This window comes from Cuneatibacter sp. NSJ-177, assembly GCF_022867805.1.
Taxonomy (GTDB): Bacteria; Bacillota; Clostridia; order Lachnospirales; family Lachnospiraceae; genus Pseudolachnospira.
The window spans coordinates 186,493-212,014 of the sequence record NZ_JALIFO010000002.1; the positions used below are offsets into that span (position 1 = coordinate 186,493).

Below are 25,522 nucleotides of genomic sequence, written 5' to 3' on the forward strand. Positions count from 1 at the left end.
CCCGCCTGATTCCAATCCGATCAGCTCCCCTTTTCACCGTCCTCGAAAAATCCCCCCTTTTTCTAAAGAAAATAAAAAGGCGTGTTCCTCATCATATCCCAGAATGCTTCTTATCGAATTCTTTCAAGAATAAAGGAAGGCGCCTTTGCCCTTCGGACTGCTTGTATTTCACTTGTATGTAAGTATTATACTCTATCTCATCCAAAAGTCAATACTTTTTTAGCATGTGCCTATACGAATTCAATATATATCTAATTGAAAGGCTTATTTATCAGGGATAAGCCCAAAAAGAACTTCTTGAGCCTCTATTCAGAAGTTTCTCCCGGTATTTCTTGCAATGAAAAAAGGTGAAAGCCGCATCCCCTTACGGTCTCTCACCTCTTTTTCTCTCCTCGAATATCCAAAATACGGCCGCAGCGCATTTTACGGCGTCAAAACGGATAAAATACGGTCCATCTTATCATCCCCATACTGGCTCCGCAGAGCTGCCTCCACCACAGGGCCTGCGGCCTCTCGCATCTGTTCACGCAGTTCCTCCGAGAGCTCCAGGCTCTCTACTCCCGCCGCTTCCAGCGTCCGTTCGCACCGCTTCTGTTCCGCCTCGTCCATCTCAGCGGCGTAATCCGCCGTCTCGGCCGCCACTTCGTTCAGCAGGGCCTGCTCGTCCGCATCCAAAAGATCATAGAATTCTTTTCCCATCAACATACAATCAAAGTAAATTTTATGGTTGGTCTTTAGCAGGTAGCGCTGCTGCCGGTGAATCCCGCTGCTGACAATGATGGGCAGAGTATTTTCCTGGGAATTCACCAGTCCCTGCTGCAGAGCCGCAAAAACCTGGTGGATATCATAAACTGCCGTTTTCGCCCCCAATGACTGCCAGTAAGGGCCCTCCGTCGCATTGGAGGAGAAAATCCGCATGGTCAGCCGGGAGAAATCCTCAAAGCTCTGCACTTTCACGTTGCTGGTGGCCACCCGGTACTGGGGCGGAAAAGCCGCCAGCAGCTTCGTCCCCTTCTCTTCACACTCCCTCTCCATGATGCGGCGAATCTCTCCCTCCTGCAAGAGATCCGCGATCTCCGGCAGAGACAGGCGAGACAAAGTCGGAGCCCAAAGCATCGTCATCACCGAAAGGGTTCCACCGGCTCCAATCCTCATTTCAATGGAGCCATTGATCAAAGCGGCATCATTGTCCGTCACATAGCCTAACGTGTCGTCCGGAAAAATATCCACCCGGAAATGACCGCCCGACCGTTCCTCTAAGAGTGTCTTAAACTTCTCCGCCACCCGGTGGGCCGCGCTGCTCTCCGGCATGGAATGGGTCAGGAGAATCACCCTGCCGCCGTCCGGCAGCTCCGCCCGCGTTTCTGTCTGTTTCTGAATGGCGTCAAACAGATATGTTTCTCCGGAAGCCCCGGCACAGCCTGTCCCCAATAGGACTGCCGCCAGAAACGCGGCGCCTACCATCTTTTTACGCATGTTCTGCCTCCTCCTTCCGGCGCTGCCGGAACTGGCCGGGCGTTTCCCCCTCATAACGCTTGAATACCCGGATAAAGTTCTGAGAAGAATTAAAACCGGTTTTAAAGCCAATCTCTCCTATATTATAGTCGGTCTCTTCCAGCAGTTGTTTCGCCCGTTCCAGCCGGCAGCGGTTCAAGTAATCCAGAAAACCGGGCGGCTGGTACTCCGTAAACAGGCGGGAAAGGTAGGGGGCTGTCAGTCCCAGCTGCTCTCCGATGCTTTCTAACGACAGAGAGCTGTCGAAATACTGCTCTTCGATCCAGCGCTTCGCCTCCTCAATATGGGCATACTGTTCCTTCCGGCCGGCACGCCGGAGAACTTCGACGCCCTCTGAGAAAAAGTCGTTTACGGTGTCTTCCGGCACGCCGTCCTTTGGATCCGCCTGCTCCAGCTTTCTCCGGAGAAGCCGCATATGATCGGAGATCGGCGCCCGCAGCTGCACCATCTTTTCGATGAAAAGATCCCCCAGCGCCCGGTAAATCAAAAGAGCCTGTCCAGGGCGTTCCTTTGCCGCCCGCATCAAAACCCCCTCCAGTGGATTTTCCTTTCCAGGCCGCCGCAGAAACGGCTGCAAGATCTGGTCCGCCGCCTTTCGATATTCCTGAATGACCACGGAAGATTCCTCCTGCCTCTGCTTTTCTTTCTCCGAGTAATAGATCCTCTGCTGAAGCTCCTCCCTTGCCTGCCTGCGCAGTTCCCAGAGCTCAAAAAGACTGCCGCACAGGCCGCTGCTCCCCATCTCGAATGCAAAAGGCTGGGAGTCCAGGCTCCGGTTCAAAAACTTTCGAAAGAGTTCCACCTCGCGGCAGAACATGGTCTCCGACTTCTTTTGACGGGGACAGAGGATCAGGCTCTTCTCCCCCTCCTGAATCCCGACCATCTGTCCGAGATACTTCTCCTCCCAGAACTCCTGACATACACGGGTCAGCTGAAGGCCGTAGAGCTCGGCGTCCACCGGGCCGCCGCCCTCCTTCTCCTTGGGCCAAAAACGAAATTCCAAAACCAGATACTCACCGTCCAGCGGGAAGGGGCTTTCAATCTGTTCCATAGTCTCCCGCACGATCCCCGCATCACACTCCCGGTCGCTCAATAGCCGCGCAAACATATTTTCACTCAAAGATTCTCCCACCGATTGCAGGATCGCCCGGAATCTGGCGTTTTGTTCCGAGTGATCGGTGGCAATATCCTGAATCAATTCCCACTCGCTGGAATCGCTGACCGCAAATTCTTCCTCTCCCTCCCGTCTGCTCCGGGAGATCAAAGACAGCAGCAGCTGGCGGAAAGGACGGTAAATCCGCAAAATCAGATAATAAGAAGCCAGGAGCAAAAGTCCCAGGGCCACCAGCCCATAAGTTCCCAGCGCCTTTAGAAGATCTGAAGCATCCGGTATCACCGTGATCGCTTCCATCCGCTGCAAAAAAATCCAGCCGGTTGCCTCTGAGCGGCTGACCAGAAAATATCCGTCTCCAGCCGGATAGACGGCATTTCCGCCCTCCTCGGACTGCTCCGGCCCGACCAGGAGTTCTTCCCTTTTCGGATAGACCAGGAGACTGGGAAATACCGGCTCCCCGCCTCCGTCGTAGATGTAAACGGCACTGCCTCCGTAGACCAGGCCATCCTGCCGGATGCTGCGGTAGATGGCCGTGGAGTTCAGGCGGACCGTCATCACGCCAAGGGGCTTGGACTCCGGATAGGCTTTTCGGTAATAGACTGCGCCGTCCTTCACGACAACCCCGGTCTCTTTTTCCAAATAAACCGAGTCCAACCCGCTTTCCACTTCCATCACTGTCCGGTCGGAGGAAAGCACCTTGCGGGCATAGGGCAGATAGAGCCAGGCGCTCTCCACCCCTTCATCCCCGGCCGTGAACCCAGCCAGCTCCTGAATCACATTTAACGTCTGAGGCTGAAGCAGCTCTTCTCCCGCCACCAAAAGGCGGCTGCAATCCTGGGTTCCCAAAAGCGTCTCCATCTTGGCCGACACGGCGGAAAACACCTGCTCCGCCCGTGATCCAATCTCTTTCATCCAGGAAAATCGGATGTCCGCCTGCTTTTCCACATACTGTCTTTCATACAGCCTGCTCACAAAGTGATAAAAAAAAGCACCGATTACCAGCGTCAGTGCGAGCAGCACCAGCAAGGTCTGTCCAAACATGCTGGAAAACCGGAACGGATAATGTGCTTTTTTCATTTTTCACCCTAACCTCTCCCTTTTTCGATCCTCTGTCACCGAATTACATTCTGACAACATTATATCAAAAAAATCTTTGCAAAAAAAGCGAAATATGCGAAGGACCCCCGAAACGGCGGCAGCTCGTTCCGGGGGATCCAAATACCTCAAAGAAATTCTTTCTCAGGCTGACACGTTTGAATCCGTTTTATTTAAGCGGTGCGAAAGCGGAAGGTATACGTTTCCGTTGTGCTCTGATCCGGCCCAGTGATCACGACCACGGCGGGAGAACCGGCTGAAACCGTTACCGGGCAGCGGCTGGAAGCGTTTTTCCCATTCACCGTCATTCCTGCAATCCGGTCCGACATAGCGACCGGTGTAAGGGTGACGGTTCCTTGCAGGGATCCTACGATTACATCGTATTCATACTCATAAGGGACAAATTTTCCGGGGATCGCATACTTCAAACGTCCGTCCGGGAGCATCTCATTCTCCGTCTCCTGTCCGGCCTTGTACTTAAAGTCATGACCGACAAGCTCCGCGTCCTCAAAGGTTACATTGCTTAGATGCGCGTTGGTCCGGTAATCAAAATACAGATTGCTCTCGACCGTATCATTCTCGCCGGTATTGTCCAGCTCGATGCGGCGGAACGTTCTGCCGTCGTACTGTCCGGTGTATTCCGCCACCACCTGTTTGCCGGCCACGGCAAATGCGGTCCAGTTCAGTGTATCGAAACTGTTTCCGTCCTTGGCCACCAGAGCGCCGTCGCCCCGCCGGTCATCCGAAATACCATCCGGACCATAGTTCACCAGATTCTGGAGGCATTGTTCCCAGACCATCAGATAATCCGCGCCGACTCCGATCCGGTTGTGGCCAGTGTAAAGTTCCTTGACTTCCCCGCCGTCCTTCGCATATTCCTCCATCAACTGCTGATGCAGGGACAGGAGAAGATCCTGGCGCACGCCTCTTGCGGCGAACTGATCCGCCACCCAGTACCGGTTTACCCCGTAGATATCCGACGAGAACAGCAAGCCGTGCTTTCTGTCGTAAAGCAAGAGCATTCCGTCCTCATGGCCGGGCAGCTGATAAAACTCAAATTGACAGTTCCCAAGATCCAGCACGTCTCCTTCTTTCGCAGCATGGATCGTGCTTCCGCTGTAGGTTCCGGTCTCCGTCGAATCGATCACCGGGTTCCCGCTGGTGTAGTCCTTGGCGTAAACTTCGATACTCCACTCCCCGTCCACAGGTCCGACCCGGTCGCACAGGTAGACGTCCAGGCCGTCCCGGTAAGCGCTGGCCATCGCTCCCTTGTGATCCGGATGGTTGTGGCCCAGCACAAAGACAAAAGGCTTAGTCGCCAGCTCGCGCACCTGGTCGATCAGGGAGGTCGACGTGTTGGTCGGCATCAGGCCGTCATAGAGGATTCCCATCTTGCTGCCCTCAATATAGTAGGCTGCGGCCTGGAAATTATCAAAGAACCGGTAAACCGTCGGATAGTCGTCTGTTCCCTCGTGAAGCTTGTCCATCGCGAAATCGTGCCACGCCGGGCGGTCGATGCGCCAGATAAATCGGGAAACCGGGCTGTCCAGAAGCCCTTCCCTGGTGGCGTAAGCTTCCACCTCCACGCAGAAATAAACGTTATCGTAGGGAAAATCTTTGTTATTGTTGAGCCCGAACATTGGATCTGTGGAATAGCCGGGGATGTAGTCCGTCCATTCTCCCCACTCATCGCTGAGAACCACGCCGTTTCCCCGGTCCCCGATGAACAGCCCTTTCATGGCTTCATGGGAAATATTGAAGGCACGGCAGCGCCAATGAACCGTCGCCTGCTCGGTGGCGGTAAACCAGATCGGGCGGCAGCGGACAAACTTTCTGAGGGAAACCGGCATCGCCCAGACCGGCGCCGCCACCCGCTTGTCGATGGATTCAATCAAAATCCGCGCCTCCGTGTCGGTAATGCCGTCGGTCGGGTTGATGGTCTTGTTTGTCCGGCCCCGCAGGAAATTCCGTCCCACCAGGATATTCAGGGCCGAATAGCATTCTTTGCTGATCTTATCCGCATCGCTGAAAGCTGCCAGATAGTCGTCCTCCAGCTCATCCATCAGGAACGCGCGGCAGAGGATCACCGCGGCATCTTCTCTCGTCATTGCCGACATCGGATAAAAGCAGTCCTCCGGGGACTCGGCCTTCAAAACTCCCATATCCAGGGCGCACTCGATGGGTTTCACGTAGTCGTTGCGGCCCGTCACGTCGTGGTAGTTCCTGACCCGCTCTTCTTTCAGGATATTTCCGGCTTCGTCGATATCGGTTCCATCATCCATGACCCCGTTATAGTGATACCAGCCGAAGTAGTTTGCGAGGCGAATCATAAAGTCCCCGCGGGTCATCGGCCGGTCCACTTCGAGAGAGTGTCCGCCCGCCGTCTGGCCGGTGTGGAACATAACCTGATAACTGATATCACCCAGGCTCCAAGAGACCTCCACATCATAACCGCCCACGCCGTCCCGCATCAGAATGGTTCCGTCCGGGTCCACCGAGACCAGATGCTTGTTGCTGGTCCGCCAGGTTCCTTCTGTCTGGGTAACGCCGTCCACGACCGCCGTCAGCTTGACTGGCTGGATGAACTCCAGAGTATAGGTCTGGCCGTTCATATTCACATCTCCGCCCTCGATGTAAATGCCCCCCTCCGGCGTCTTGTCCGCTGCGGAGGCCGTAGTCGCCGGTTCCGTCCCGGTTGCCGCCGTCTCTTCGCTGGTCTGCGAAACCGCCCTGCTGCATCCGGGCAGGATCGCTGCCAGGCTGAGAGTGGCCGCTCCCATGGCCAGGCCCTTGACGAACTGCCGTCTTGTCAGATCCGGCCCGCCCGGAAGTCCGTCCGCCTGCTGCATTTTCGTTTCTTCCTTCATGCAAATTCCTCCTAACTCATCTCATCTTCATTTTCTTCCTGCATCCGCTTTTTTCTCTTCCGGAACAAAAGATCCGACAGAAAGAGGCTGATCTCAAACAGCAGCATCATAGGAAACGCGACCAGCACCTGTGAAGTCACATCCGGAGGTGTGATCAGGGCTGCCACGATGAAAATGGCCAATACAATATATTTCCGCTGCTTTCTTAAAAGCTTTGGATCCAGAAGTCCGATTCTGGTCAGCGAAATCGTGACGATGGGAAGTTCAAACACAAGCCCAAACGTGACCATCGTCGTGATCATGAAGCTGATATAACTTTCGATGGATACCATCGGGGAGATTGTCTGGGAGGCGTTGAGGCCGGATAAAAATTTCAGTGCAATGGGCATAACAATCTGAAAAGAAAATACCGCCCCGCCCACAAACAGCGCCAGCCCTAAAGTCAGGATCACCAGCCCGGCCTGGCGTTCCTTCTTCCGAAGGCCTGGCCGGATAAACCGCCACAGTTGATACAGGATCACCGGAAACGCAAGGACAATCCCTCCCAGAAAAGCCAGTTTTAAATAAGAAAGAACCAGCTCCGTCGGGGAGATGTAAACGAACTGGAACCCCTGCGCCTTTTTTATCATTTGATCCGCAACCCATTCCGCCTGGCTCAGGCAAGCCAGCATTGCGAGGATCAATGTCCCGGCGCAGACGATCAGCCGTTTCCGAAACTCGGCCAGGTGAGAAACCAGGGACATGCGCCCTTCCTCTGCGCCGATCCTCAACCGGCGTTTCACCGCGGCCACCACCATAGCCAATCGCTTTGCAATACTTGCCCCTCCGGTTCTCGAAGGGGCGCTCATCCCGCCGTTCACCCGCGGGCTCAGGCTTCTGCCTGTTCTTCTTCCATCGGCTCAGCTTCCGCCTTGGCGCTGCTTCTTTTAAAGTTGCCGATGGTCTTCCCGATTGCCTTTCCAAGCTGCGGCAGCTTCTTCGGTCCAAAAATCAACAATGCAATGCACAAAATAATCAGAAGTTCCTGTGTCCCTAATTTTCCCATCCTACTACTTCCTTTCTTCTTTTCTTCATTTACTCTTCCCCTTTGCCTCCGGCGGATCTTAAGCTTCCGACTGGACCGCAGATCCTTCTGTCTCCATGGCTTTCACTTCCACAACCTTTGCCTCCGCCTTTACCGGCGCTGTCTTTTCTTTCTGCTTCCTTTCCTCGTCCTCCCAGTCGGCTTCGTAAGAATTCACGTACTTCTTAAAGGAACCGATGGCCCGTCCGGCCAGTTTACCCAACTCCGGCAGTTTGGACGGCCCGAAGATGACCAAGGCCACCACCAGGATTAAAATCAACTCTGTCGTTCCGATTTTCAACTGCATCCCTCCTCACCGGCACGTCTGCGCCTGTTATGATGAGGCCACTTTAGCGGAAAAATAGAATTTTGTATATTTCCAATTCTTTTTCTCCGGATTTTTTAATTGAAAATATTTGCCATTGGGTAGATTTTTGTTCATTCGATTCTTCCCAGCGCAAAAATTGGCAACAAAAAAAGAAACCGCCGCGGTTTCCCGCGGCGGCCCCTTGGTAGAGAGAGATATTACAAACATAAGGCAAGATGACTTTGTTTTTCCAAACGCCGCGCGTCTTTCCGCCTGCGGCCGGCTTATTTCTTCAGCGCCTCGGCCAGTTCCAGATAGGCCAGAACATAGGGCTGCTGCATCTCCCGTTCCATCAAACGCTCCATCAAGCTCTTCTTATTCTGCTTTTTCATCATTTCTATCCTCCTAAATTTTGTTTATTTTCGAACAATTCCAACCTGCGCCAGATACACATCCGCTTCTCTTTGAGCGCTCTCGCTGATCATACGTACCACTTTATTTTCTTTTTTCTCATTCTTTTTCATCACAGATACCTCCTTAATTCTCTTAAACACAAACTCTATTTTCTGTAACGGACCTGCTCCAGATAAACCTCAGCCGCTTTGCTGCCCTCTTCCTGAAGTACTTCCAGGAAACGTTGAAACCCTTTTTTCTGTTTTCTCATAACAAGACCTCCATTCGATTCATCACAGCGCCTTCCGGAAAGCCGGTATCCACCGGCAGCTGTCCGCCAAGGCGTATCAGCGCTTTTATTCCCTTCTCCCTTGACATGGCAGTCCCATGGGAATTGTTACAAGATCTCCGGGCCTCCATCTCTACAATCCGGGTGAACATTCCATTTTCTCTTTTCATCCTAAGGCCTCCTTTTCTTTTTCTCTTCTCTTTACAGTTAGTAGGATACCACCGTTTTACTTATATGTCAACTTTATTTATTCTCTGTTATAATATTAAATATATATAATTATCACTTCATATGCTTGTTTTTCTGTCCTAAATATTTATAAAAAATTAGCTGTGATATTTAAGTAATATTTGTTTGTTTTTTGGCACGCTTTATGCTTTTATAAGCAATTAACCTCCCCGTTTTCTTTATCTTTCGTTTCGTTTTTCTTCATAAACCACAAAAAAAGTTATTTTTTTGTTAGAAATTCCTCATCTTTTATCCATAGCATGGTCACAATTTCCAGATATACTAGACTCATCAAAGGAAAAGGAATCCTTCCATTTTCTCACCAGAGGTATCGGCGGGCCGACATGCTAACCTGGCGTCATGTGTATTCCGCATGATTCTGAATGCTGCCTGAATCGGTACGGTACTTCGAAGGGAAAGGCAAGGGAGGGAATTCCTCCGGCTTCGCAGGGAACAGACAGACATGTGACCTTGGGGAACTCCCCGAAGGTAACCGTGGTTCAGAGGCAGCGCAGACCGGGTGGAGCTTTCCCAACGAAAGATTTCTGATTTCCAGATAATAAAGAAAAAAGGAGGCTTGCCTATCGAATAGACGTTTGAATCCAAATAACAAAACAAATCTAGAGTTAAAAATATACACTTCCTGAATTTCATCTTCAAGAAACTTTTACAATACATGATACGAAAAAGAAGGCTGCCGCATTTTTTTGCGGCAGCCTTTTCTCCGGGCAGTTCCAATGTTCTTATTTTCTATGTTACCAGAGTTCCGGACCTCCTCTCCCGACATCTTCCGTCTAATAGAATACCGGATAGAGCAAGGCCGCGCACGGCACCAGCACAATCACCCGCACCAGCCAGATTTCCATCTGTTCCTTCAATGAGCTTAAGCCCTTTGAGGCCAAAGTTAACAGCAGAGGAGCAATATAGACCATCTCGCTGAGGGTGAGACAGAGCATCCGGAGCACCACGCTGGGATCCGCCACCTCGGACAACACCACCGTCGGCATCACCACATCCAGGAAATTCAGTACCAGCACCGGAGCCACCTCCGTGCCCTGCGCGACGCCAAAGAGCTGCAAATACAATCCATAAGGGTAGGTCAGGATATTTACAATATCGGTATAAGCCAAAATCAGTTTCAGCACGGTTCCCCAAGCCAGGATATAAGGAATAAAGGAAATCATGCTCAAAACAATGGTGAGAAAATGGTCTGCCGGATGATACTGCATCCGCAGAGCCCGCTCCGAAGCCTGGCGCAGGCTGAGCTTCCATTTGCCACCCTTCTCTTCTTTTTCCGGCGCCGGAGGCTCCACCGCATATGTTTCAGGAATTTTCCGGATCGGATACAGCCTCACCACAATAATGCCAGCCAAAAGACAGGTGGCCAAGATATACACATACAGATGAAACCATTCATTCTCCAATCCGACCACGCTGCAGATCAGCATGGTGACAAACATGGTGGGAATCGTCAGACAGGTCAAGGCAGCCACGGCTTCCTTCCGGTTATAGACGCCTTTTTGATACTCTTCCCCGGCCATTACCGTGCTGGCCGCAACGCTGACAAAGCTGCTGGTCATCATATGAATCACCGCGCAGCCCGGCACCTTTAAGAGAGGCTTCATGATCGGGCGCAAATACACCTCCAGGAATTCCGAAAGGCCAAAATCGCTGATCAATGGCAGGGTCATTTTGGCTAAAAGCAAAAAGATGAACATATCGCCGCACATATCGATCAGGGCGCCGCTCTGATCATTCAAAAAGGGCACCGGGAGGAATTGATAGCAGAAGACAACCGCTAAAGCCACCGACAGCGTCACGGCCTGCATCTTTTTTCGATAAAAAGTACGTTTTAACCGCGGGGTATTCCGGATCAACGGGTGACGGAACAGGCCCATCACCGTAAATGTCAGGGATATCACCAGGAAAGCCATCAGAATCCAGGGGTAAATGGGAGCCAAAGCATCCTCACAGAGAGTTGCAAAGGCGGAAAAAGCCGGCCGCCCGATCCCCGGCAGGTTGACCGCAAAAAGGACAATACCGATTGTGGTACAGAGAAAAAATTTAATGACGCCTTTTCTTTTGATTTCCATGTTGAACCTCTCCTAACCCCTTTCCATATGGCAAATTTCCAACATACATAACGGGAAAACAGACCGCCGCGGCGGTCTGCTCCTTTGCGCTTTGTTATTGTATCACTGGAAAGCGGAGATGGCAAGAGAAAATCTTAATCTGCGTTTTCTCCCAGCATAATTTTTAAGATTTCCCGGTCCGTGCCGCTCATCCCGACCTTTCCCAGGCGTCCCACATTTTCCAACGTCTGCTCCACTCCTTTTGAGAGGATCCCATCGCCCCCGTAAAATTGCTGTCCCGCCTGATACATCCGGTAACCCAGGATCCCGGCATCCACAGCCGCGGCAATTTTACCGGCGCAGGACGCCTTCGCCCCGTCGCAGACAATCCCGGAGACAATGGCCAAAGCGTTCACTACCGTGTGGATCACATCCTGATAGGACCCGCCGTCCAGATAGGCAATGCCCGCCCCCGCAGCCGCCCCTGCGCTGACTGCGCCGCAGTATGCGGAAAGCCTCCCGATCCGCCGCTTCTGATGGATCGTGATCAGATTGGATAAAACCAGCGCCCGCAGCATTTTTTCCCGGTCTACGCCAAGCTCTTTCGCATAAAGAATCACCGGCACAGACGTGGTAATCCCCTGGTTGCCGCTGCCGGAATTGATCACCACCGGCAGGCTGCAGCCTCCCATCCGCGCATCGGAAGCGGCGGCCGCAGCCGCCTTTGCCCGAAACATAACATCCAGGGATCCGTAGGTCTCATTCAGCACCCGGCCGACGTTCGCCCCGTAATCGCCCTGCATCCCTTCCTGGGAAATCGCCATATTATAGGAAATCTGGCGGTCCAGAACCTCCTCCACATCGGAAAGCTCCACGCACTCGGCAAAATCAAAAATATCCTTCATATTCAACAGGCTCCGGTCTGCCATCCCGTTTTCCGCTTCCCCTTCTACGGGCAAATCCAATAATTTCTGTCCATCCCGCTCCAGATAGACCAGATTGGTGTGGTAATTCGCCAGGCGGAGCCGGACCATATGCTCTTCCTTCCATAGGGTGATCCAAATATCAAATACAAGGCCGCTGTTAAGGCTCTTCACCTGGACGGGCACGCGTTTCAAAAAGGCAGCGGTCTCCTCCTGCTGAGGCTGCGTCACTTCCGCAATCACCTCCAAAAGCCGGTCCGCCTGCCCGGCCACGATTCCCACCGCGGCCGCGGCCTCAATCCCTTTCATGCCACCAGTGTTCGGCACGATCACGCTCTTTACATTTTTAATGATGTTTCCGCTGGCTTCCACCAGCACCCGGTCCGGAAGACCGTCCAGGGTCTCCCTCGCCTTTGCCGCCCCGTACGCAATGGCAATCGGTTCCGTACATCCCATTGCAGGAATCAGCTCTTCCTCTAAAATCTGTATATACACACGATACGTTTCACTATCACGGTTCATCTTCCGTTCCTCCTTAGCTATTTTTTATTGCGCTCCTTCGTCGCTCCATAAAAAGGGCGGGAAGTCCGAACTCCGCTACGCTCCGTTTGGACAAAAATATCTGCTTCGCAGCTATTTTTTATTATAACCGATATCGGTTGTTTTTGGAATCCACATTTCGGACCGGCGGAAATTCCCTTGCAGTTTTCGCCGGCCGGGGCTATACTGAAATTGTCCCGCCGGTTCCGGGAGGAGTGCAGCGAAAGCTGTATTGCCGGTGTCTAGGCTCAACTTCGATTATCCCTTAGAAACACGCGGCTGCCGGCAGGGCTTTCCTTGATTGGCCAGAGATTTCCTTTATGAAACAAACGGTAAGTCCTTGAATGAGATAAATCAAACCAGGCAATGCTATCTTTAACTAAAATCCTTTTCTTTTCAGGAAGGAGCATTTGCCATGCTGGATCAAAAAATCATTTATTTGCTAAACGATCAGGTCAACAAAGAATTTTTTTCCGCTTACCTGTATCTGGACTTCTCCAATTATTATGAAGACAAAAGCCTGAAAGGCTTTGCCAACTGGTACCGGGTTCAGGCCCAGGAAGAACGCGACCACGCCCTCCTGTTCTATCAATATCTGCTGAACAATAACGTCCGGGTTCAGCTGAAAGCGATTGCGGAACCCGATGTGAAACTGGATTCGCTGAAAGCTCCTTTAAAAGCAGCTTTGGCTCATGAGGAGTACGTGACAAGCCTGATCCATACCATTTATGCCGCCGCTCAGGAACAGAAAGATTTCCGAACCATGCAGTTCCTGGACTGGTTCGTGAAGGAGCAGGGCGAGGAGGAAACCACGGCGCAAGACCTGATCACCCGGATGGATCTCTTCGGCTCCGATCCGAAAGGCCTCTATCTTCTCGACAGCGAACTGGCCGCAAGAACCTATGCGGCTCCCACATTAACCTTATAATTGTTCCGTAAATCTTCCTGCGCATAAAAACCGGCAGATCATTCTGTTTCTTTTTCCATAGAACGCAGAAATCATCCGCCGGCTTTTCTCTCTCCCTGTCATTCTTGAATTGATTTATAATTAGTCAAATTCTTCCTTTTTCTCACTTTAATTTGTCGAATCCTGTCGAAATCCTTTTGTTTCGTTACGTTTTGAGCGACAATGGAACTACAGACGATACACAAGGAGACATTCCCATGTACACTAAATTAGTTAAGTCCGTCATTCTCCGCATTGCCGGCCGTCCCACCGCAATCGGTTACCGGCAGTTGACCAAAGCTGTCACCCTGGTCTATCAAAGCGGGGGAACCGACCGCAATCTGACTACCGTCATTTACCCGCAAATAGCCGAAGAAATGGGCAGCACCCCTCAGACCGTAGCCCGCAATATCGCCCGCGCCGTGGAAGACTGCTGGGAGCACGGGGACCGAAAAAATTTGGAAGGAATCGCCAGACGGCGTCTGAACGAAAAACCTTCTCCTGGAGAGCTGATCTACTATATCTACCAATATTGCGCCGACATGCTGGACGGCAGAATAAAACAATAAGCTTCTCCTACCTGCTTTTACAAAAGAAAGCGGCGTTTGCAGGAACGCCGCTCCATAATTTCATAGGCGATGCCTAAAAAATCTCCTGCGGAATCATAAAAATAGCGGTGAAGCAGAGATGTTTGCCCAAGCGCAGCGGAATCCAGAGTCCGCTGTTTTTACGGGCCGGCGCAGGAGTGCAATAAAAAAGCCCGCAAAAATCAGCAGGCCTTTTAACGTATGAGTATAAAATGCACAAAATCCGAACTCCTTTCAGAGTCCGGATTTTCATTTTCCTGGAGCATAGGGGATTCGAACCCCTGGCCTCTTGACTGCCAGTCAAGCGCGATCCCAACTTCGCCAATGCCCCGTGTCAAATCAAGCTTTTATAGTATAACACATATTTTGAAAATTTCAAGCATTTTTTTCAAAAATTTCCGGTTCCTAAAATTCCCCCTTCTCTCTTTTCCCGGTAGATTTTTTTCCGATTATCAGTTATACTATTCGGAGAAAATTTGCGGCCGTCACGGCCGCTGGAATGAGGAATCAATGCGATGTGGATTGCCGATCAATGGAACGATTATGAAATATTAGATACCAGCCGCGGGGAAAAGTTGGAGCGCTGGGGAAACTATGTGCTGGTGCGCCCGGACCCCCAGGTGCTCTGGGACACGGAGCGCAGGCTCCCCGGCTGGCGGAAACCAAACGCTCATTATCACCGCAGTTCCCATGGCGGGGGGCAGTGGGAATTCTTTCAACTGCCGGAACAGTGGAGCATTCATTACAAAGAATTGACTTTCCAGCTGAAGCCTTTCAGCTTTAAGCACACCGGGCTTTTTCCGGAACAGGCTGCCAACTGGGACTGGTTCTCCGAAAAGATCCGCAAGGCAAAAAGGCCGGTTAAGGTTTTGAATCTGTTCGCCTACACCGGAGGGGCCACTCTGGCCGCTGCTTCGGCCGGAGCTGCTGTCACCCACGTGGACGCCTCAAAAGGAATGGTCGGCTGGGCCAGGGAAAACGCCAAATCCAGCGGCCTGGAAAGCGCCCCGATCCGGTGGATCGTGGACGACTGCATAAAATTTGTGGAACGGGAAATCCGTCGCGGCAACCACTACGACGGAATTATCATGGACCCGCCTTCCTACGGAAGGGGACCGAAAGGAGAGATCTGGAAAATCGAGGAGGCGATTCATTCTCTGGTCCAGTCCTGTGCCAAACTGCTCTCCGAGGAACCTCTTTTTTTCCTGATCAACTCCTACACCACCGGCTTGGCCCCCGCCGTTCTCTCCTATCTGCTGGGGATCGAAGTGGACCGCCGGTTTTCAGGAAAAATAACCGCCGATGAAATCGGGCTGCCGGTCACGTCCACTAAATTGATCCTGCCCTGCGGCGCCTCCGGGCGCTGGGAATCGAAATAGTTTGTTTTCCTTACTTCACCGCCGAGAACAAATCATTGAAACTTTCCGCCATCGTCGGGTGCGTGTAGATCATATCCCGCAGGAACGGATAAGGCAGTCCTGCGTCCATCGCCGTCTTGATCAGATTGATGATCTCGTGGGACTCGGCGCAGAACAGGTGGGCCCCCAGGATCTTCCCAGTTTTCGCGTCAATCACCGCCTTTAAGAGTCCCGCCGTCTCCTTTAGAACCTGAGCCTTCGGGATTGCCGCCGCAGGCAGCTTGGCGATTTTCACTTCATAGCCCTGCTCCCTGGCTTCTTTTTCCGTAAGGCCCACCCGTGAAAACGGCGGATCCAGGAATACGCTGTAGGGCACGGCCCCCCGGTTTTCCGTGGTGCGGCCGCCGTCTCCCAAAACCGCGGATTTCACAATCCGGTAGTCATCCAACGAGATATACGTAAACTGCCGGCCGCCCACCACATCCCCCATGGCGTACACGGCAGGATTGGACGTGCGCAAATGTTCATCCGTCTTTACCGCCCCGCGTCCGGTCGTCTCCACGCCTGCGGCTTTCAGATTCAGCCCGGCTGTGTTGGCCTCGCGTCCGGTGGCCAAAAGGATCGCTTCCGCCGCCAGTGCGGCCGGACCTTCCGGCGCATCCAGACTCAGCACGGCATAGCCGTCCCGGTCCTCAATCTTTTTCGGTTCCGCGGAAAACAGCACCCGCACCCCCAACTGGTTCAGGCGTTCCAAAACAGCCGCCGCGATCTCCTCATCCTCTCTGGGAAGGAAGGTGGAGCCGCGCTGAACGACTGTAACCTCGGAGCCGAAATTCGCGTACATAGAAGCGAACTCCATCCCGATATACCCGCCTCCGACGATCACCAACCGGCGGGGCAGCTCCGAAAGCTGCATCAGTCCATCGCTGAAATACACATACCGGCTGTTTTCTGCGCCCTCAATCTGTGGTTTTCTGGACGAGGATCCGGTATTGATAAAAATCTGGGGAGCAGTCAGCTCTTCTTCTCCGCCATCGGATACAACCTTCACGGTATTCTTGCCGGTAAAGGAAGCCGTTCCGGTCAGCACGTCGATGTTTGGCTGGCCGGCTAGCTTGTGATAATTTTTACCCCGCAGCATCGTCGTCACCCGCTCCCGCTCGGCAACAGCATCCGCATAGCGCGCAGCCTTTTCCTCAAAACTGCCGCCCCGGCCCTTCGACTGTTCTGCGCTGGTCTTCAGGGATTTCGACGGAATGCACCCGACATTGATGCAGGTTCCTCCGTACATCCGCTCCGACCGCTCCGCCAGCGCCACCTTTTTTCCCGCCGCCGCCAAGGCTCCGGCCAATGTTTTCCCGCCTTTTCCAAATCCAATGATAATCGCGTCGTACTGTTTCATGTACTTCATCCTTTCTCGGCGTTCTGAAAGATACGCCGGTCGATGTCCAAAATCGTCAGCAGTTCCATTTTTTTTCGGCAAATACCATCCAGATCCAGATAGATTTCATCCAGTACGGCTCCGATTCCGGATGCAATCTGGCAGTCCATATCCGGATCCCCGCTGGCTTTTCCGCCGCTGACAAACCGAGCCTCCACCGCATCCGCCACCTGCCGTAAGGTGACGCTCTCCGGCGCCAGCGTAAACTGGTAGCCTCCGCCGCCGCCCTCCCTGGTCTCCACAAGTCCGGCCTGTCTGAGCTTCGCCATAATCTTCCGCACCCTCGCCGGGTTGGTACAAATATTCTCGGCCAGTTGTTCGCTGTTCAAACTGCATTGTTTATGGTTTAGGTAGGTCAAGGCGTGTACCCCAATTCCAAAATCCCCTGTCATGTTTCTCCTTCTATTCCGCGTAAGAATCCACCGCCAAGATCTTCATGAGAGATTTTCCCGCATTGTTTCATCCGGTTCCTTTCCAGTGGAACCCCCAAAATTTTTCAGCGGTGTCCTTTGCCTTTTCTGCAATTATTTTTTATACTGTAATATTATCATTTTCAGTTTGCTCTGTCAACCGGAAAATCAAAAACTTGCGGCAGCAGCCATCCGAATATTCTAGGGATGTGCACAGTGAACGGAGCGCTGTATGCCAAACAGCACATATGTCTCCTACAACAGATGAGGAAATTAAAAAAGAGCTGTCACGAAAATGGCCTCTCAAACAAGATATCGGCTTTCATATCACAGCCAAGGGTATATCTTGTAGAAATTCTCCATTCTGTGGCAGCCCTTTTCAGGCCGGCGCACTTCACCCGCCGACCAGCTTACATATCATCCGGCCCAGGCGGCGGTCCGGGAGGCATATCCTCATATTCAATCCCGCCGTCCAGATGAAGGCTGGCATCCTGTCCCATCCCGTACATCTCACGGCCAACCACACGGGTATGTACCCTGGATTCCTCCACCATCTTGCTGATCATCTGTTTCACTTCTCTGCTGTTTACAATATTTTTCAGATAAATCACCTTATCGGAGATATCTCTTGTCGTCAGGCAGACCGTACCGGTTCCAAAAATCTTCTGGGCCAAGGTTCTCTCCAGGGAAATATCGGTGATACGGTACAGCAGGCATTCATTCTCCTCTGATTTCAGCAAGCCTTCTTCTACATACAGCCTTCCGTCCTCGATCCGGTATTTGGTAAAGGAAAACGGGAACCACATCCAATGCTTCCGGTCTTTCCAGACAAGCCCTGTATTCTGTTCCGTCTCCTGCCGGTTCTCTTCACCCATGGAATCACTCCCTCCATATTTTCATGGTATCACTTTAGCATAAAGCAGCCTTTTTTACAAGATGTTCCTGCCGCCGGACGGGAAAAGGCATCCGGGCCGCTGTTTCGTTCCCCGGATGCCTGAAAGTTCCCTTTTCTTATGAATCTCCTGTCGTCTCAGTCGTCGTGGTGGTCGTCGTGATCATCATGGTCATCGTCGTGATCGTCATGGTCATTGTGGTCATCATGGTCGTAATCATCGTCATGGTCATCCCACTCATCGTGATGAGTATTGCTGCTTTCTGTCTGATTCCCGGATCCCTGAGTCTCGCTTCCATGATTCCCGCAATGCTCCACATCCCAGTCGAGAACGGTTCCGGTATAAGCGTCGATCTCGAACTCATACTTACAGGATTGATCCCGCATGTGGCCTTCATAGATCAAATGATCGTCATCATGATGCTTCCGGATGCTGACAATTTCTGCCCCGCTGTCCTGAGCCTTGGAAAGTGCGATCGAGGAGGCCTCTTCCTTGCTGATGGTACTGGCGCCGTCGGAAGCCGTGGGCTGAGTCCCCGCATTCTGATTCCGCGTCTCTTTCTCCCATTTCAGCACAACACCAGTGTACGCATCGATCTCAAATTCATACTTGTAAGAATCGTCCCGCATATGGCCGTCGTAGACCAGGCTGCCGTGCTCTCTTTCCAGCTCCATCTTCGTGATGGAAGCATTTGCCGCCTCAGCTTTGCCCAGCGCGATTTCCTTTGCCTTCTCGCTCCCGATCTCTTGTCCGGATGCAGGCGTCGTCTGCTGTCCTGCGCTCTGGGAAGGCTACGCAGCCGCATCGGTCGAAGAAGTCTCTGTCGAAGCCGCCGTACTCGACGGCGCCCAATTGGTCACTTCACTCTCCTGCTTCAGGATCTCGCCGTTTAGAGCGTTGTAAGTCAGCTCATATTTCTTACCCTCATGCAGGAATTCCACCTCGTAGACATACTGCCCGTCTTCCCGGTCCATCTCCAACATGGTAATCTGACTGCCCGGATACGCTTCTTCCACCTTGGAGCGGATATCGGCTTCTTTCAGAAATGAGGTCTCCGCGGAAGTGCTTCCCTCCTCGGAAGGAATAACGATCGGATTCCCGAATTTCACCTTGCTCTCCAAAACAGCGCCGGTCTCTGCATTGAATTCCAGCGTGCCATACTTTCCATCGGCGCGAAAATAGACTTCGTAAGAATAGTAGCCGTCGTCCATTCCTAACTGGAGAGAGGAAATCTCAGCGCCGGGATAGCGCTCCTCCACAAGCGCTCTGATCTGGTCTTCCGACAAGGCAACGCTTTTCGAACCGGTTCCGCCGCGAAGTTCCGTCTCTACCTTACGGACTTCCCCGGATTTTTCGCTGATCTCCACTTCATACTCCATGCCTTCCGACTCGGAATAAAACTGGAACTGATACATCCCGTCGTCCCGCTCGCTGGTCTCCAGAACCGCATCCACAGGAACTTGGCCGCGGGCCGTATTCTCCGCCTCCTTGCGCTCCGCCGCGGAAACAACGGCGTGGGAGCCAAAAATAATCCCGCCCACGAGAACAAACACCAACACCCAAGTCCATTTTTTTGATAAGAATCGTTTCATCTATTTTCCCTCCGTCTGTGTTTTTCTTTGTGCCATAACTTTACCAAGCCAAGATGAATATCAGATGAAGAAAACCAACTTCTTTTTTCATCCTGCTTTCATGTTGTTTTCATATTTCCCCCTTAAAATAAGGAAAAACATATGATAGAATGGAAAAGAAAGAGGTGATCCCCATGAGACTCCTGTATGTAGAAGATGAAGATTCCCTGCGTTCTCTGACGGAAAAACGCCTGATTGAGGCGGGATACAGCGTTGACTGCTGTGCAGACGGTGTGGAAGCGTTGGATTTTCTGGCCGTTACGGAGTACGATGTGGTTATTTTAGATTTGATGCTGCCGCGGCTGGACGGACTTTCCGTGCTGAGGCAGATGAGGCGGGAGGGAAAGAATACGCCGGTCCTGCTTCTGACCGCGAAAGGGTCTGTCGCCGACCGGGTGGAGGGCTTAGACAGCGGCGCCGATGACTATCTGGTCAAACCCTTTTCTTTCGAAGAGCTGACCGCCCGCATCCGGGTTCTGGTCCGGCGGATGGCGGATTCCTCCGGCTCCAGTCTGCTTACTTTAGCGGATTTGCAGTTGGATCTGAATTCACACAAAGTGCTGCGGTCCGGAAAAGAAATCCTTTTGACCAGCAAAGAATACGCCATCCTCGAATATTTAATGCTGAATAAGGGGATCGTGCTGAGCCGCGAGAAAATTGAACACCACATCTGGAATTATGAATACGAAGGCGGAAGCAATGTGATCGATGTTTATATCCGCTGTCTCAGAAAAAAACTGGACACCGGATTTGATCAAAAGCTGATCCATACGATCCGGGGATCCGGCTATGTGATGAGGGAAGAAAAATGAAAAACTGGTCCATCCAAACCCGCGTTTCCCTGTTTTACTCCACCTTTCTGCTGGGTATCGCCGCCCTGATGGTACTCTTTTTATTATTAACCACAGATACCGCGGCCCAAAATATATCGGAAAGCACATTGCAAAAGGCGGTGAAGGAGTCGGCCAACGGAATCTCTTACTACGAAGACCGCATCGAAATCGATCCGGATTTTAATTTCTACGCCAAAGGGTCCAACATCCTGCTCTACGGCCCCAAGGGGACTCCCATGGCCGGCAGCACCCCTTCCGGTTTCCCCGCTCAGGTCCCTTTGACCAGCGACAGCTTCCAGACGATTGACAATGGGGAGGATTCCTGGCTGGTCTATGATCTCCTGGTCCACCATCCGGATGCCTCCAGCCTCTGGATCCGCGGCATCTATCTAATGGACAATACGGCAGCCGCCCTTCACTTCGTCCACCAGATCGCATTGTTCGCTCTCCCGGTTCTGTTTTTGACCGCTGTCCTGGGCGGATGGCTTGTGACGAAACGCGCCTTTGCCCCGCTTGCAGAGATCCGGAGCGCCGCAGCCGAGATCAGCGCCGGAGACGATCTGTCCCGGCGGATTGAACTGCATCAGTCCAAAGACGAACTCTATGATCTTTCGGTCACGCTGAATCAGATGATTGCGCGCCTGCAAAGAGCTTTCGAGAATGAGCGCCAGTTTTCCTCGGACGTCTCCCATGAGCTTCGGACGCCGATTGCCGTCATTCTCTCCCACTGCGATTACGCGCTGTCCCAGGACCGTACGCCCGACGAATACCGGAAAGCCCTGGAAAGCATTCAGACTCAGGGAAAGCGGATGTCGGCTCTTTCCGCGCAGCTCTTGGAGCTCTCTCAAAATTTTCACGCCGCCAATGCCCTTCAAAAGGAAGAGATCAATCTCTCCCTGCTCTGTGAAAGCATCTGCGAGGAAATGGGGACGGCGGCGGAAAAGAGGAGAATCCGGATCCGCGCGGAAATCACAGAGGATCTGACCGCCTGGGTGGATGAGATTCAATGGATGCGGCTGATGATCAATCTGATCTCCAACGCGATCCGTTACGGAAAAGAGGGCGGGACTGTTCTGGTTTCTCTGACGGCTCCGGCTGATTCCGAGATTATCCTAAAGGTTCAAGATGACGGCCAGGGGATTCCCAAAGAACAGCAGGATAAAATCTTTACCCGTTTTTACCGGACCGGCAGCTCACAAAGTTCCGGTGCGGAAGGAAGTTTTGGCCTGGGCCTCTCCTATGTCAAGTGGATTGCCGAAGCCCACGGCGGCTCAGTGGCGCTCTCCAGTGAACCTGGGGAAGGGAGCACGTTCACAGTCCGCATTCCGCGGGAAAATTAGGCCGCCCTTCCAATCGGCTTCACTCCCACCGCCTTCCGGACCCGGTACATCGAAGAGATGAAACAAAATCATATTTCCTATTACCAGAGCCCTGATATTACGGCGGCACTGTACTAAAAAGAAATGAAAGACCGGCAAGCCCGCTCCAATATGGCCGCTGGATTAACAAAAAAATCCCCTGTTTCCGCAAATCGGAAAACAGGGGATTTCTAAATTCACTTCAAGCGAAAGTGCTGATTACTCGATGATGGAAGCAACAGTGCCGGCGCCTACGGTACGGCCACCCTCACGGATAGCGAAACGCAGACCCTGCTCCATAGCAACCTTGTGGATCAGCTCAACGGTCATCTGAACGTTGTCGCCAGGCATGCACATCTCAACGCCTTCCGGCAGCTCGCAAACACCGGTAACGTCGGTGGTTCTGAAATAGAACTGCGGTCTGTAGTTGTTGAAGAAAGGAGTGTGACGGCCACCCTCGTCCTTGGACAGAACGTAGACCTGGCAGGTAAATTTCTGATGAGGAGTGATGGTGCCGGGTTTCGCCAGAACCTGTCCTCTCTCGATTTCGTTTCTCTGAACGCCACGCAACAGAGCGCCGATGTTGTCGCCAGCCTGGCCTTCGTCCAGCAGTTTGTGGAACATCTCAACGCCGGTGCAGACAACCTTGCGGGACTCGTCCTTTACGCCAACGATTTCAACTTCGTCGGAAACATGGATGATGCCTCTCTCTACACGGCCGGTAGCAACCGTACCACGGCCAGTGATGGAGAATACGTCCTCAACAGGCATCAGGAAAGGCTTGTCGGTGTCGCGCTCCGGATCCGGAATATACTCATCAATCGTGTGCATCAGTTCCAGGATCTTGTCGCCCCAAGGGCCTTCCGGATCTTCCAGAGCCTTCAGAGCGGAACCCTGAATGATCGGGGTGTCGTCGCCGGGGAACTCATACTCGTTCAGCAGCTCACGGATCTCCATGTCAACCAGCTCCAGCAGTTCTTCGTCCTCAACCATATCGCACTTGTTCATGAAAACAACTACGTAGGGAACGCCTACCTGGCGAGCCAGCAGGATGTGCTCACGGGTCTGAGCCATAACACCATCGGTAGCAGCCACTACCAGGATCGCGCCATCCATCTGAGCAGCGCCGGTGATCATGTTCTTTACATAGTCAGCATGGCCAGGGCAGTCAACGTGAGCATAGTGACGCTTCTCGGTCTCGTACTCTACATGAGCGGTAGAAATCGTGATTCCACGCTCTCTCTCTTCCGGAGCCTTGTCGATGTGATCGAAAGCAACGGCTTCGCCGGTACCCAGTCTCTTATTCAGAACATAGGTAATCGCAGCGGTCAGAGTGGTTTTACCATGGTCTACATGGCCGATGGTACCAATGTTACAATGGGGCTTAGTTCTTTCAAATTTAGCTTTAGCCATTTTAGAATGTCCTCCTTGATTTTAGCCCACCTTCGGGCAATCCATATTTTATTTCGGTTACAAATCAGGCTGTACAATATTATATTGCATAAGCCCTTTTTTTTCAAGCTATTTTTGTTATTTTTGACGGTTGGAGATGATTTTCTCCTGCACGGACTTCGGCGCCTGCTCGTACTTGTCAAAGAACATGGAGTAAGCTCCGCGGCCCTGGGTCTTGGAACGCAGATCCGTCGCATATCCGAACATTTCCGCCAGCGGTACATAGCCGCGAACCATTTTGGATCCGTTCAGATCCTCCATGCCCTCAATACGGCCGCGACGGCTGTTGATGTCGCCGATTACGTCGCCCATATATTCTTCCGGGGTCGTAACCTCGACTCTCATGATGGGCTCCAGGATCACAGGATTTGCCTTGTGCATCGCATCCTTAAACGCCATGGAACCGGCAATCTTAAATGCCATTTCACTGGAGTCAACCTCATGGTAAGATCCGTCGTACACCGTAGCTTTTACGCCGAGTACCGGGAAGCCTGCCAGGATACCGGCCTTAGAGGCCTCCTCGATTCCTGCGCCGACTGCCGGAATATATTCCTTCGGAATCGCGCCGCCGACTACCTCGGAGACAAACTCAAAGGTCTTCTCGCCGTTGGCGTCCATGGGCTCGAAGCGGACTTTACAGTGACCATACTGGCCGCGTCCGCCGGACTGCTTCGCATACTTGCTGTCCACTTCCACGCTCTTGGTAAAGCCTTCCTTGTAGGCAACCTGAGGGGCGCCCACATTGGCCTCTACCTTGAACTCACGCAGCAGACGGTCTACGATGATCTCCAAATGCAGCTCGCCCATGCCGGCGATTACGGTCTGTCCGGTCTCCTTGTTGGTGGAAACGCGGAAGGTCGGATCTTCCTCGGCTAGCTTTGCCAGAGCTTCGCCCATCTTGTCCTGACCGGCTTTGGTCTTGGGCTCGATGGCGATATCGATAACCGGCTCCGGGAATACCATGGACTCCAGGATTACGGGGTGTTGTTCGTCACACAGCGTATCGCCGGTGGTGGTGATCTTCAGGCCCACCGCAGCAGCGATGTCGCCGGCGTACACCTTGTCCAGCTCCTGTCTCTTATTCGCGTGCATCTGCAGGATACGGCCGACTCTCTCCTTCTTGCCCTTGGTGGCGTTCAGGATATAGGAGCCGGAGTTCATCGTTCCGGAGTACACGCGGAAGAATGCCAGCTTTCCGACAAACGGATCCGCCATGATCTTAAAGGCCAGTGCGGAGAAAGGTTCATTGTCGGAAGAATGGCGCTCTACCTCATTTCCGTCCAGGTCGGTTCCCTTGATGTCCGGGATGTCCACCGGGGACGGCATGAATTCGATGACGGCATCCAAAAGCTTCTGAACGCCCTTATTCCGGTAAGCGGAACCGCAGCATACCGGGATCGCCGTACACTCGCAGGTAGCCTTTCTCAGAACTTTCTTCAACTCCTCGACGGAAGGCTCCTCACCCTCCAGGTACTGCATCATCAGATCGTCGTCCAGCTCGCAGATCTTCTCCACCAGCTCGGTGCGGTACAGCTCGGCGTCGTCCTTCATATCTTCCGGAACGTCGGTGATGGTGATATCCTCACCCTTGTCGTCGTTATAGTAATAGGCTCTCATCTCGAACAGGTCGATGATTCCTTTGAACTCATCTTCCTTTCCGATCGGGAGCTGCAGGCAGATGGCATTTTTGCCCAGACGGGTGCGGATCTGATCCACGGCACCATAGAAATTCGCGCCCAGAATGTCCATCTTGTTGATGAAGGCCATACGGGGAACGTTGTAGGTATCCGCCTGACGCCATACGTTTTCGGACTGAGGTTCCACACCACCCTTGGCACAGAACACGCCGACGGCACCGTCCAGCACGCGCAGGGAGCGCTCTACCTCAACAGTAAAGTCCACGTGGCCAGGAGTGTCGATGATATTGATGCGGTGTTCCAGGGCACCGGGAGCCGGTTTGTGTTCCTTCTCCAGGGTCCAGTGACAGGTGGTAGCAGCCGAAGTGATCGTGATACCGCGCTCTTGCTCCTGCTCCATCCAGTCCATGGTAGCGGTGCCTTCGTGAGTATCGCCGATCTTGTAGTTTACGCCAGTATAATACAGAATACGCTCGGTCAACGTGGTCTTTCCCGCATCGATGTGAGCCATGATTCCGATATTCCTGGTTCTCTCTAACGGATATTCTCTTCCAGCCACAGGTTTTCCTC

The 25,522-nt window shown here is 52.6% G+C and carries 21 protein-coding genes and 1 tRNA gene; 5 read left to right on the forward strand and 17 right to left on the reverse strand.

Annotated elements, in window-relative coordinates:
* Nucleotides 1-423 precede the first annotated feature (423 nt).
* The 9 genes from MUB23_RS05005 to MUB23_RS05045 all read right to left on the reverse strand — a co-directional run bounded on the left by MUB23_RS05005 (nt 424) and on the right by MUB23_RS05045 (nt 12,388).
* Complete coding sequence (locus tag MUB23_RS05005; protein WP_244799247.1) at nt 424-1,476, reverse strand: TRAP transporter substrate-binding protein; 1,053 nt, start codon at nt 1,474-1,476, stop codon at nt 424-426.
* On the reverse strand, nt 1,469-3,706 hold the full coding sequence (locus MUB23_RS05010) for a helix-turn-helix transcriptional regulator (protein ID WP_244799248.1): 2,238 nt from the start codon (nt 3,704-3,706) through the stop codon (nt 1,469-1,471). The genes MUB23_RS05005 and MUB23_RS05010 overlap by 8 nt, the downstream gene beginning before the upstream one ends.
* Before the next feature lie 191 nt (nt 3,707-3,897).
* Nucleotides 3,898-6,591: a cadherin-like beta sandwich domain-containing protein gene (locus MUB23_RS05015; protein ID WP_244799249.1), complete on the reverse strand. Its 2,694-nt coding sequence runs from the start codon at nt 6,589-6,591 to the stop codon at nt 3,898-3,900.
* A gap of 11 nt (nt 6,592-6,602) precedes the next feature.
* On the reverse strand, nt 6,603-7,439 hold the full coding sequence (tatC, locus tag MUB23_RS05020; protein ID WP_244799250.1) for a twin-arginine translocase subunit TatC: 837 nt from the start codon (nt 7,437-7,439) through the stop codon (nt 6,603-6,605).
* Nucleotides 7,440-7,459: 20 nt separating this feature from the next.
* Nucleotides 7,460-7,636: a Sec-independent protein translocase subunit TatA/TatB gene (locus tag MUB23_RS05025; protein WP_244799251.1), complete on the reverse strand. Its 177-nt coding sequence runs from the start codon at nt 7,634-7,636 to the stop codon at nt 7,460-7,462.
* Nucleotides 7,637-7,694: 58 nt separating this feature from the next.
* Nucleotides 7,695-7,955: a twin-arginine translocase TatA/TatE family subunit gene (locus MUB23_RS05030; protein WP_330641787.1), complete on the reverse strand. Its 261-nt coding sequence runs from the start codon at nt 7,953-7,955 to the stop codon at nt 7,695-7,697.
* A 666-nt stretch (nt 7,956-8,621) separates the two neighbouring features.
* Nucleotides 8,622-8,813, reverse strand: coding sequence for a hypothetical protein (locus MUB23_RS05035; protein ID WP_244799253.1), 192 nt, complete (start codon nt 8,811-8,813; stop codon nt 8,622-8,624).
* An 852-nt stretch (nt 8,814-9,665) separates the two neighbouring features.
* A complete protein-coding gene (locus MUB23_RS05040; RefSeq protein ID WP_244799254.1) occupies nt 9,666-10,964 on the reverse strand; it encodes a hypothetical protein in 1,299 nt (432 codons plus the stop codon).
* Between the two features lie 134 nt (nt 10,965-11,098).
* Complete coding sequence (locus MUB23_RS05045; protein WP_244799255.1) at nt 11,099-12,388, reverse strand: L-cysteine desulfidase family protein; 1,290 nt, start codon at nt 12,386-12,388, stop codon at nt 11,099-11,101.
* A 433-nt stretch (nt 12,389-12,821) separates the two neighbouring features.
* On the opposite strand from MUB23_RS05045, the gene MUB23_RS05050 reads away from it, so the two are divergent.
* Both MUB23_RS05050 and MUB23_RS05055 read left to right on the forward strand, forming a co-directional pair.
* A complete protein-coding gene (locus MUB23_RS05050; protein ID WP_244799256.1) occupies nt 12,822-13,334 on the forward strand; it encodes a ferritin in 513 nt (170 codons plus the stop codon).
* A gap of 236 nt (nt 13,335-13,570) precedes the next feature.
* The gene (locus MUB23_RS05055; RefSeq protein WP_244799257.1) at nt 13,571-13,921 is read left to right on the forward strand and encodes a sporulation initiation factor Spo0A C-terminal domain-containing protein; all 351 of its coding nucleotides are present in this window, start codon (nt 13,571-13,573) and stop codon (nt 13,919-13,921) included.
* 276 nt (nt 13,922-14,197) lie between these two features.
* On the opposite strand, the gene MUB23_RS05060 is transcribed toward MUB23_RS05055, so the two are convergent.
* Nucleotides 14,198-14,270 (reverse strand) — tRNA-Ala (locus MUB23_RS05060).
* A gap of 184 nt (nt 14,271-14,454) precedes the next feature.
* On the opposite strand from MUB23_RS05060, the gene MUB23_RS05065 reads away from it, so the two are divergent.
* Nucleotides 14,455-15,318 (forward strand): class I SAM-dependent methyltransferase, encoded by an 864-nt coding sequence (locus tag MUB23_RS05065; RefSeq protein WP_244799258.1) that lies wholly within the window; start codon nt 14,455-14,457, stop codon nt 15,316-15,318.
* A 10-nt stretch (nt 15,319-15,328) separates the two neighbouring features.
* Here the strand turns inward: MUB23_RS05065 and MUB23_RS05070 are convergent, their stop codons facing one another.
* The 5 genes from MUB23_RS05070 to MUB23_RS05090 all read right to left on the reverse strand — a co-directional run bounded on the left by MUB23_RS05070 (nt 15,329) and on the right by MUB23_RS05090 (nt 19,633).
* Nucleotides 15,329-16,699, reverse strand: a complete 1,371-nt coding sequence (locus MUB23_RS05070; RefSeq protein ID WP_244799259.1) for an FAD-dependent oxidoreductase — start codon at nt 16,697-16,699, stop codon at nt 15,329-15,331.
* Nucleotides 16,700-16,704: 5 nt separating this feature from the next.
* Nucleotides 16,705-17,130, reverse strand: a complete 426-nt coding sequence (locus tag MUB23_RS05075; protein WP_244799260.1) for an Rrf2 family transcriptional regulator — start codon at nt 17,128-17,130, stop codon at nt 16,705-16,707.
* A gap of 428 nt (nt 17,131-17,558) precedes the next feature.
* Nucleotides 17,559-18,023 (reverse strand): PH domain-containing protein, encoded by a 465-nt coding sequence (locus MUB23_RS05080; RefSeq protein ID WP_244799261.1) that lies wholly within the window; start codon nt 18,021-18,023, stop codon nt 17,559-17,561.
* A gap of 155 nt (nt 18,024-18,178) precedes the next feature.
* Nucleotides 18,179-18,784 carry a PepSY domain-containing protein gene (locus MUB23_RS05085; RefSeq protein ID WP_330641815.1) on the reverse strand — a complete coding sequence of 202 codons (606 nt, stop codon included), beginning with the start codon at nt 18,782-18,784 and terminating at the stop codon, nt 18,179-18,181.
* Nucleotides 18,785-18,832: 48 nt separating this feature from the next.
* A complete protein-coding gene (locus tag MUB23_RS05090; protein WP_244799262.1) occupies nt 18,833-19,633 on the reverse strand; it encodes a PepSY domain-containing protein in 801 nt (266 codons plus the stop codon).
* Nucleotides 19,634-19,806: 173 nt separating this feature from the next.
* Between MUB23_RS05090 and MUB23_RS05095 the strand changes: the two genes are divergently transcribed.
* Nucleotides 19,807-20,484, forward strand: a complete 678-nt coding sequence (locus tag MUB23_RS05095; protein ID WP_244799680.1) for a response regulator transcription factor — start codon at nt 19,807-19,809, stop codon at nt 20,482-20,484.
* Nucleotides 20,481-21,845, forward strand: a complete 1,365-nt coding sequence (locus tag MUB23_RS05100) for a sensor histidine kinase (RefSeq protein WP_244799263.1) — start codon at nt 20,481-20,483, stop codon at nt 21,843-21,845. Before MUB23_RS05095 ends, MUB23_RS05100 begins: the two co-directional genes overlap by 4 nt.
* A gap of 237 nt (nt 21,846-22,082) precedes the next feature.
* On the opposite strand, the gene tuf is transcribed toward MUB23_RS05100, so the two are convergent.
* Nucleotides 22,083-23,276, reverse strand: a complete 1,194-nt coding sequence (gene tuf, locus MUB23_RS05105) for an elongation factor Tu (protein ID WP_244799264.1) — start codon at nt 23,274-23,276, stop codon at nt 22,083-22,085.
* Between the two features lie 117 nt (nt 23,277-23,393).
* Nucleotides 23,394-25,511: an elongation factor G gene (gene fusA, locus MUB23_RS05110; RefSeq protein ID WP_244799265.1), complete on the reverse strand. Its 2,118-nt coding sequence runs from the start codon at nt 25,509-25,511 to the stop codon at nt 23,394-23,396.
* Nucleotides 25,512-25,522 lie beyond the last annotated feature (11 nt).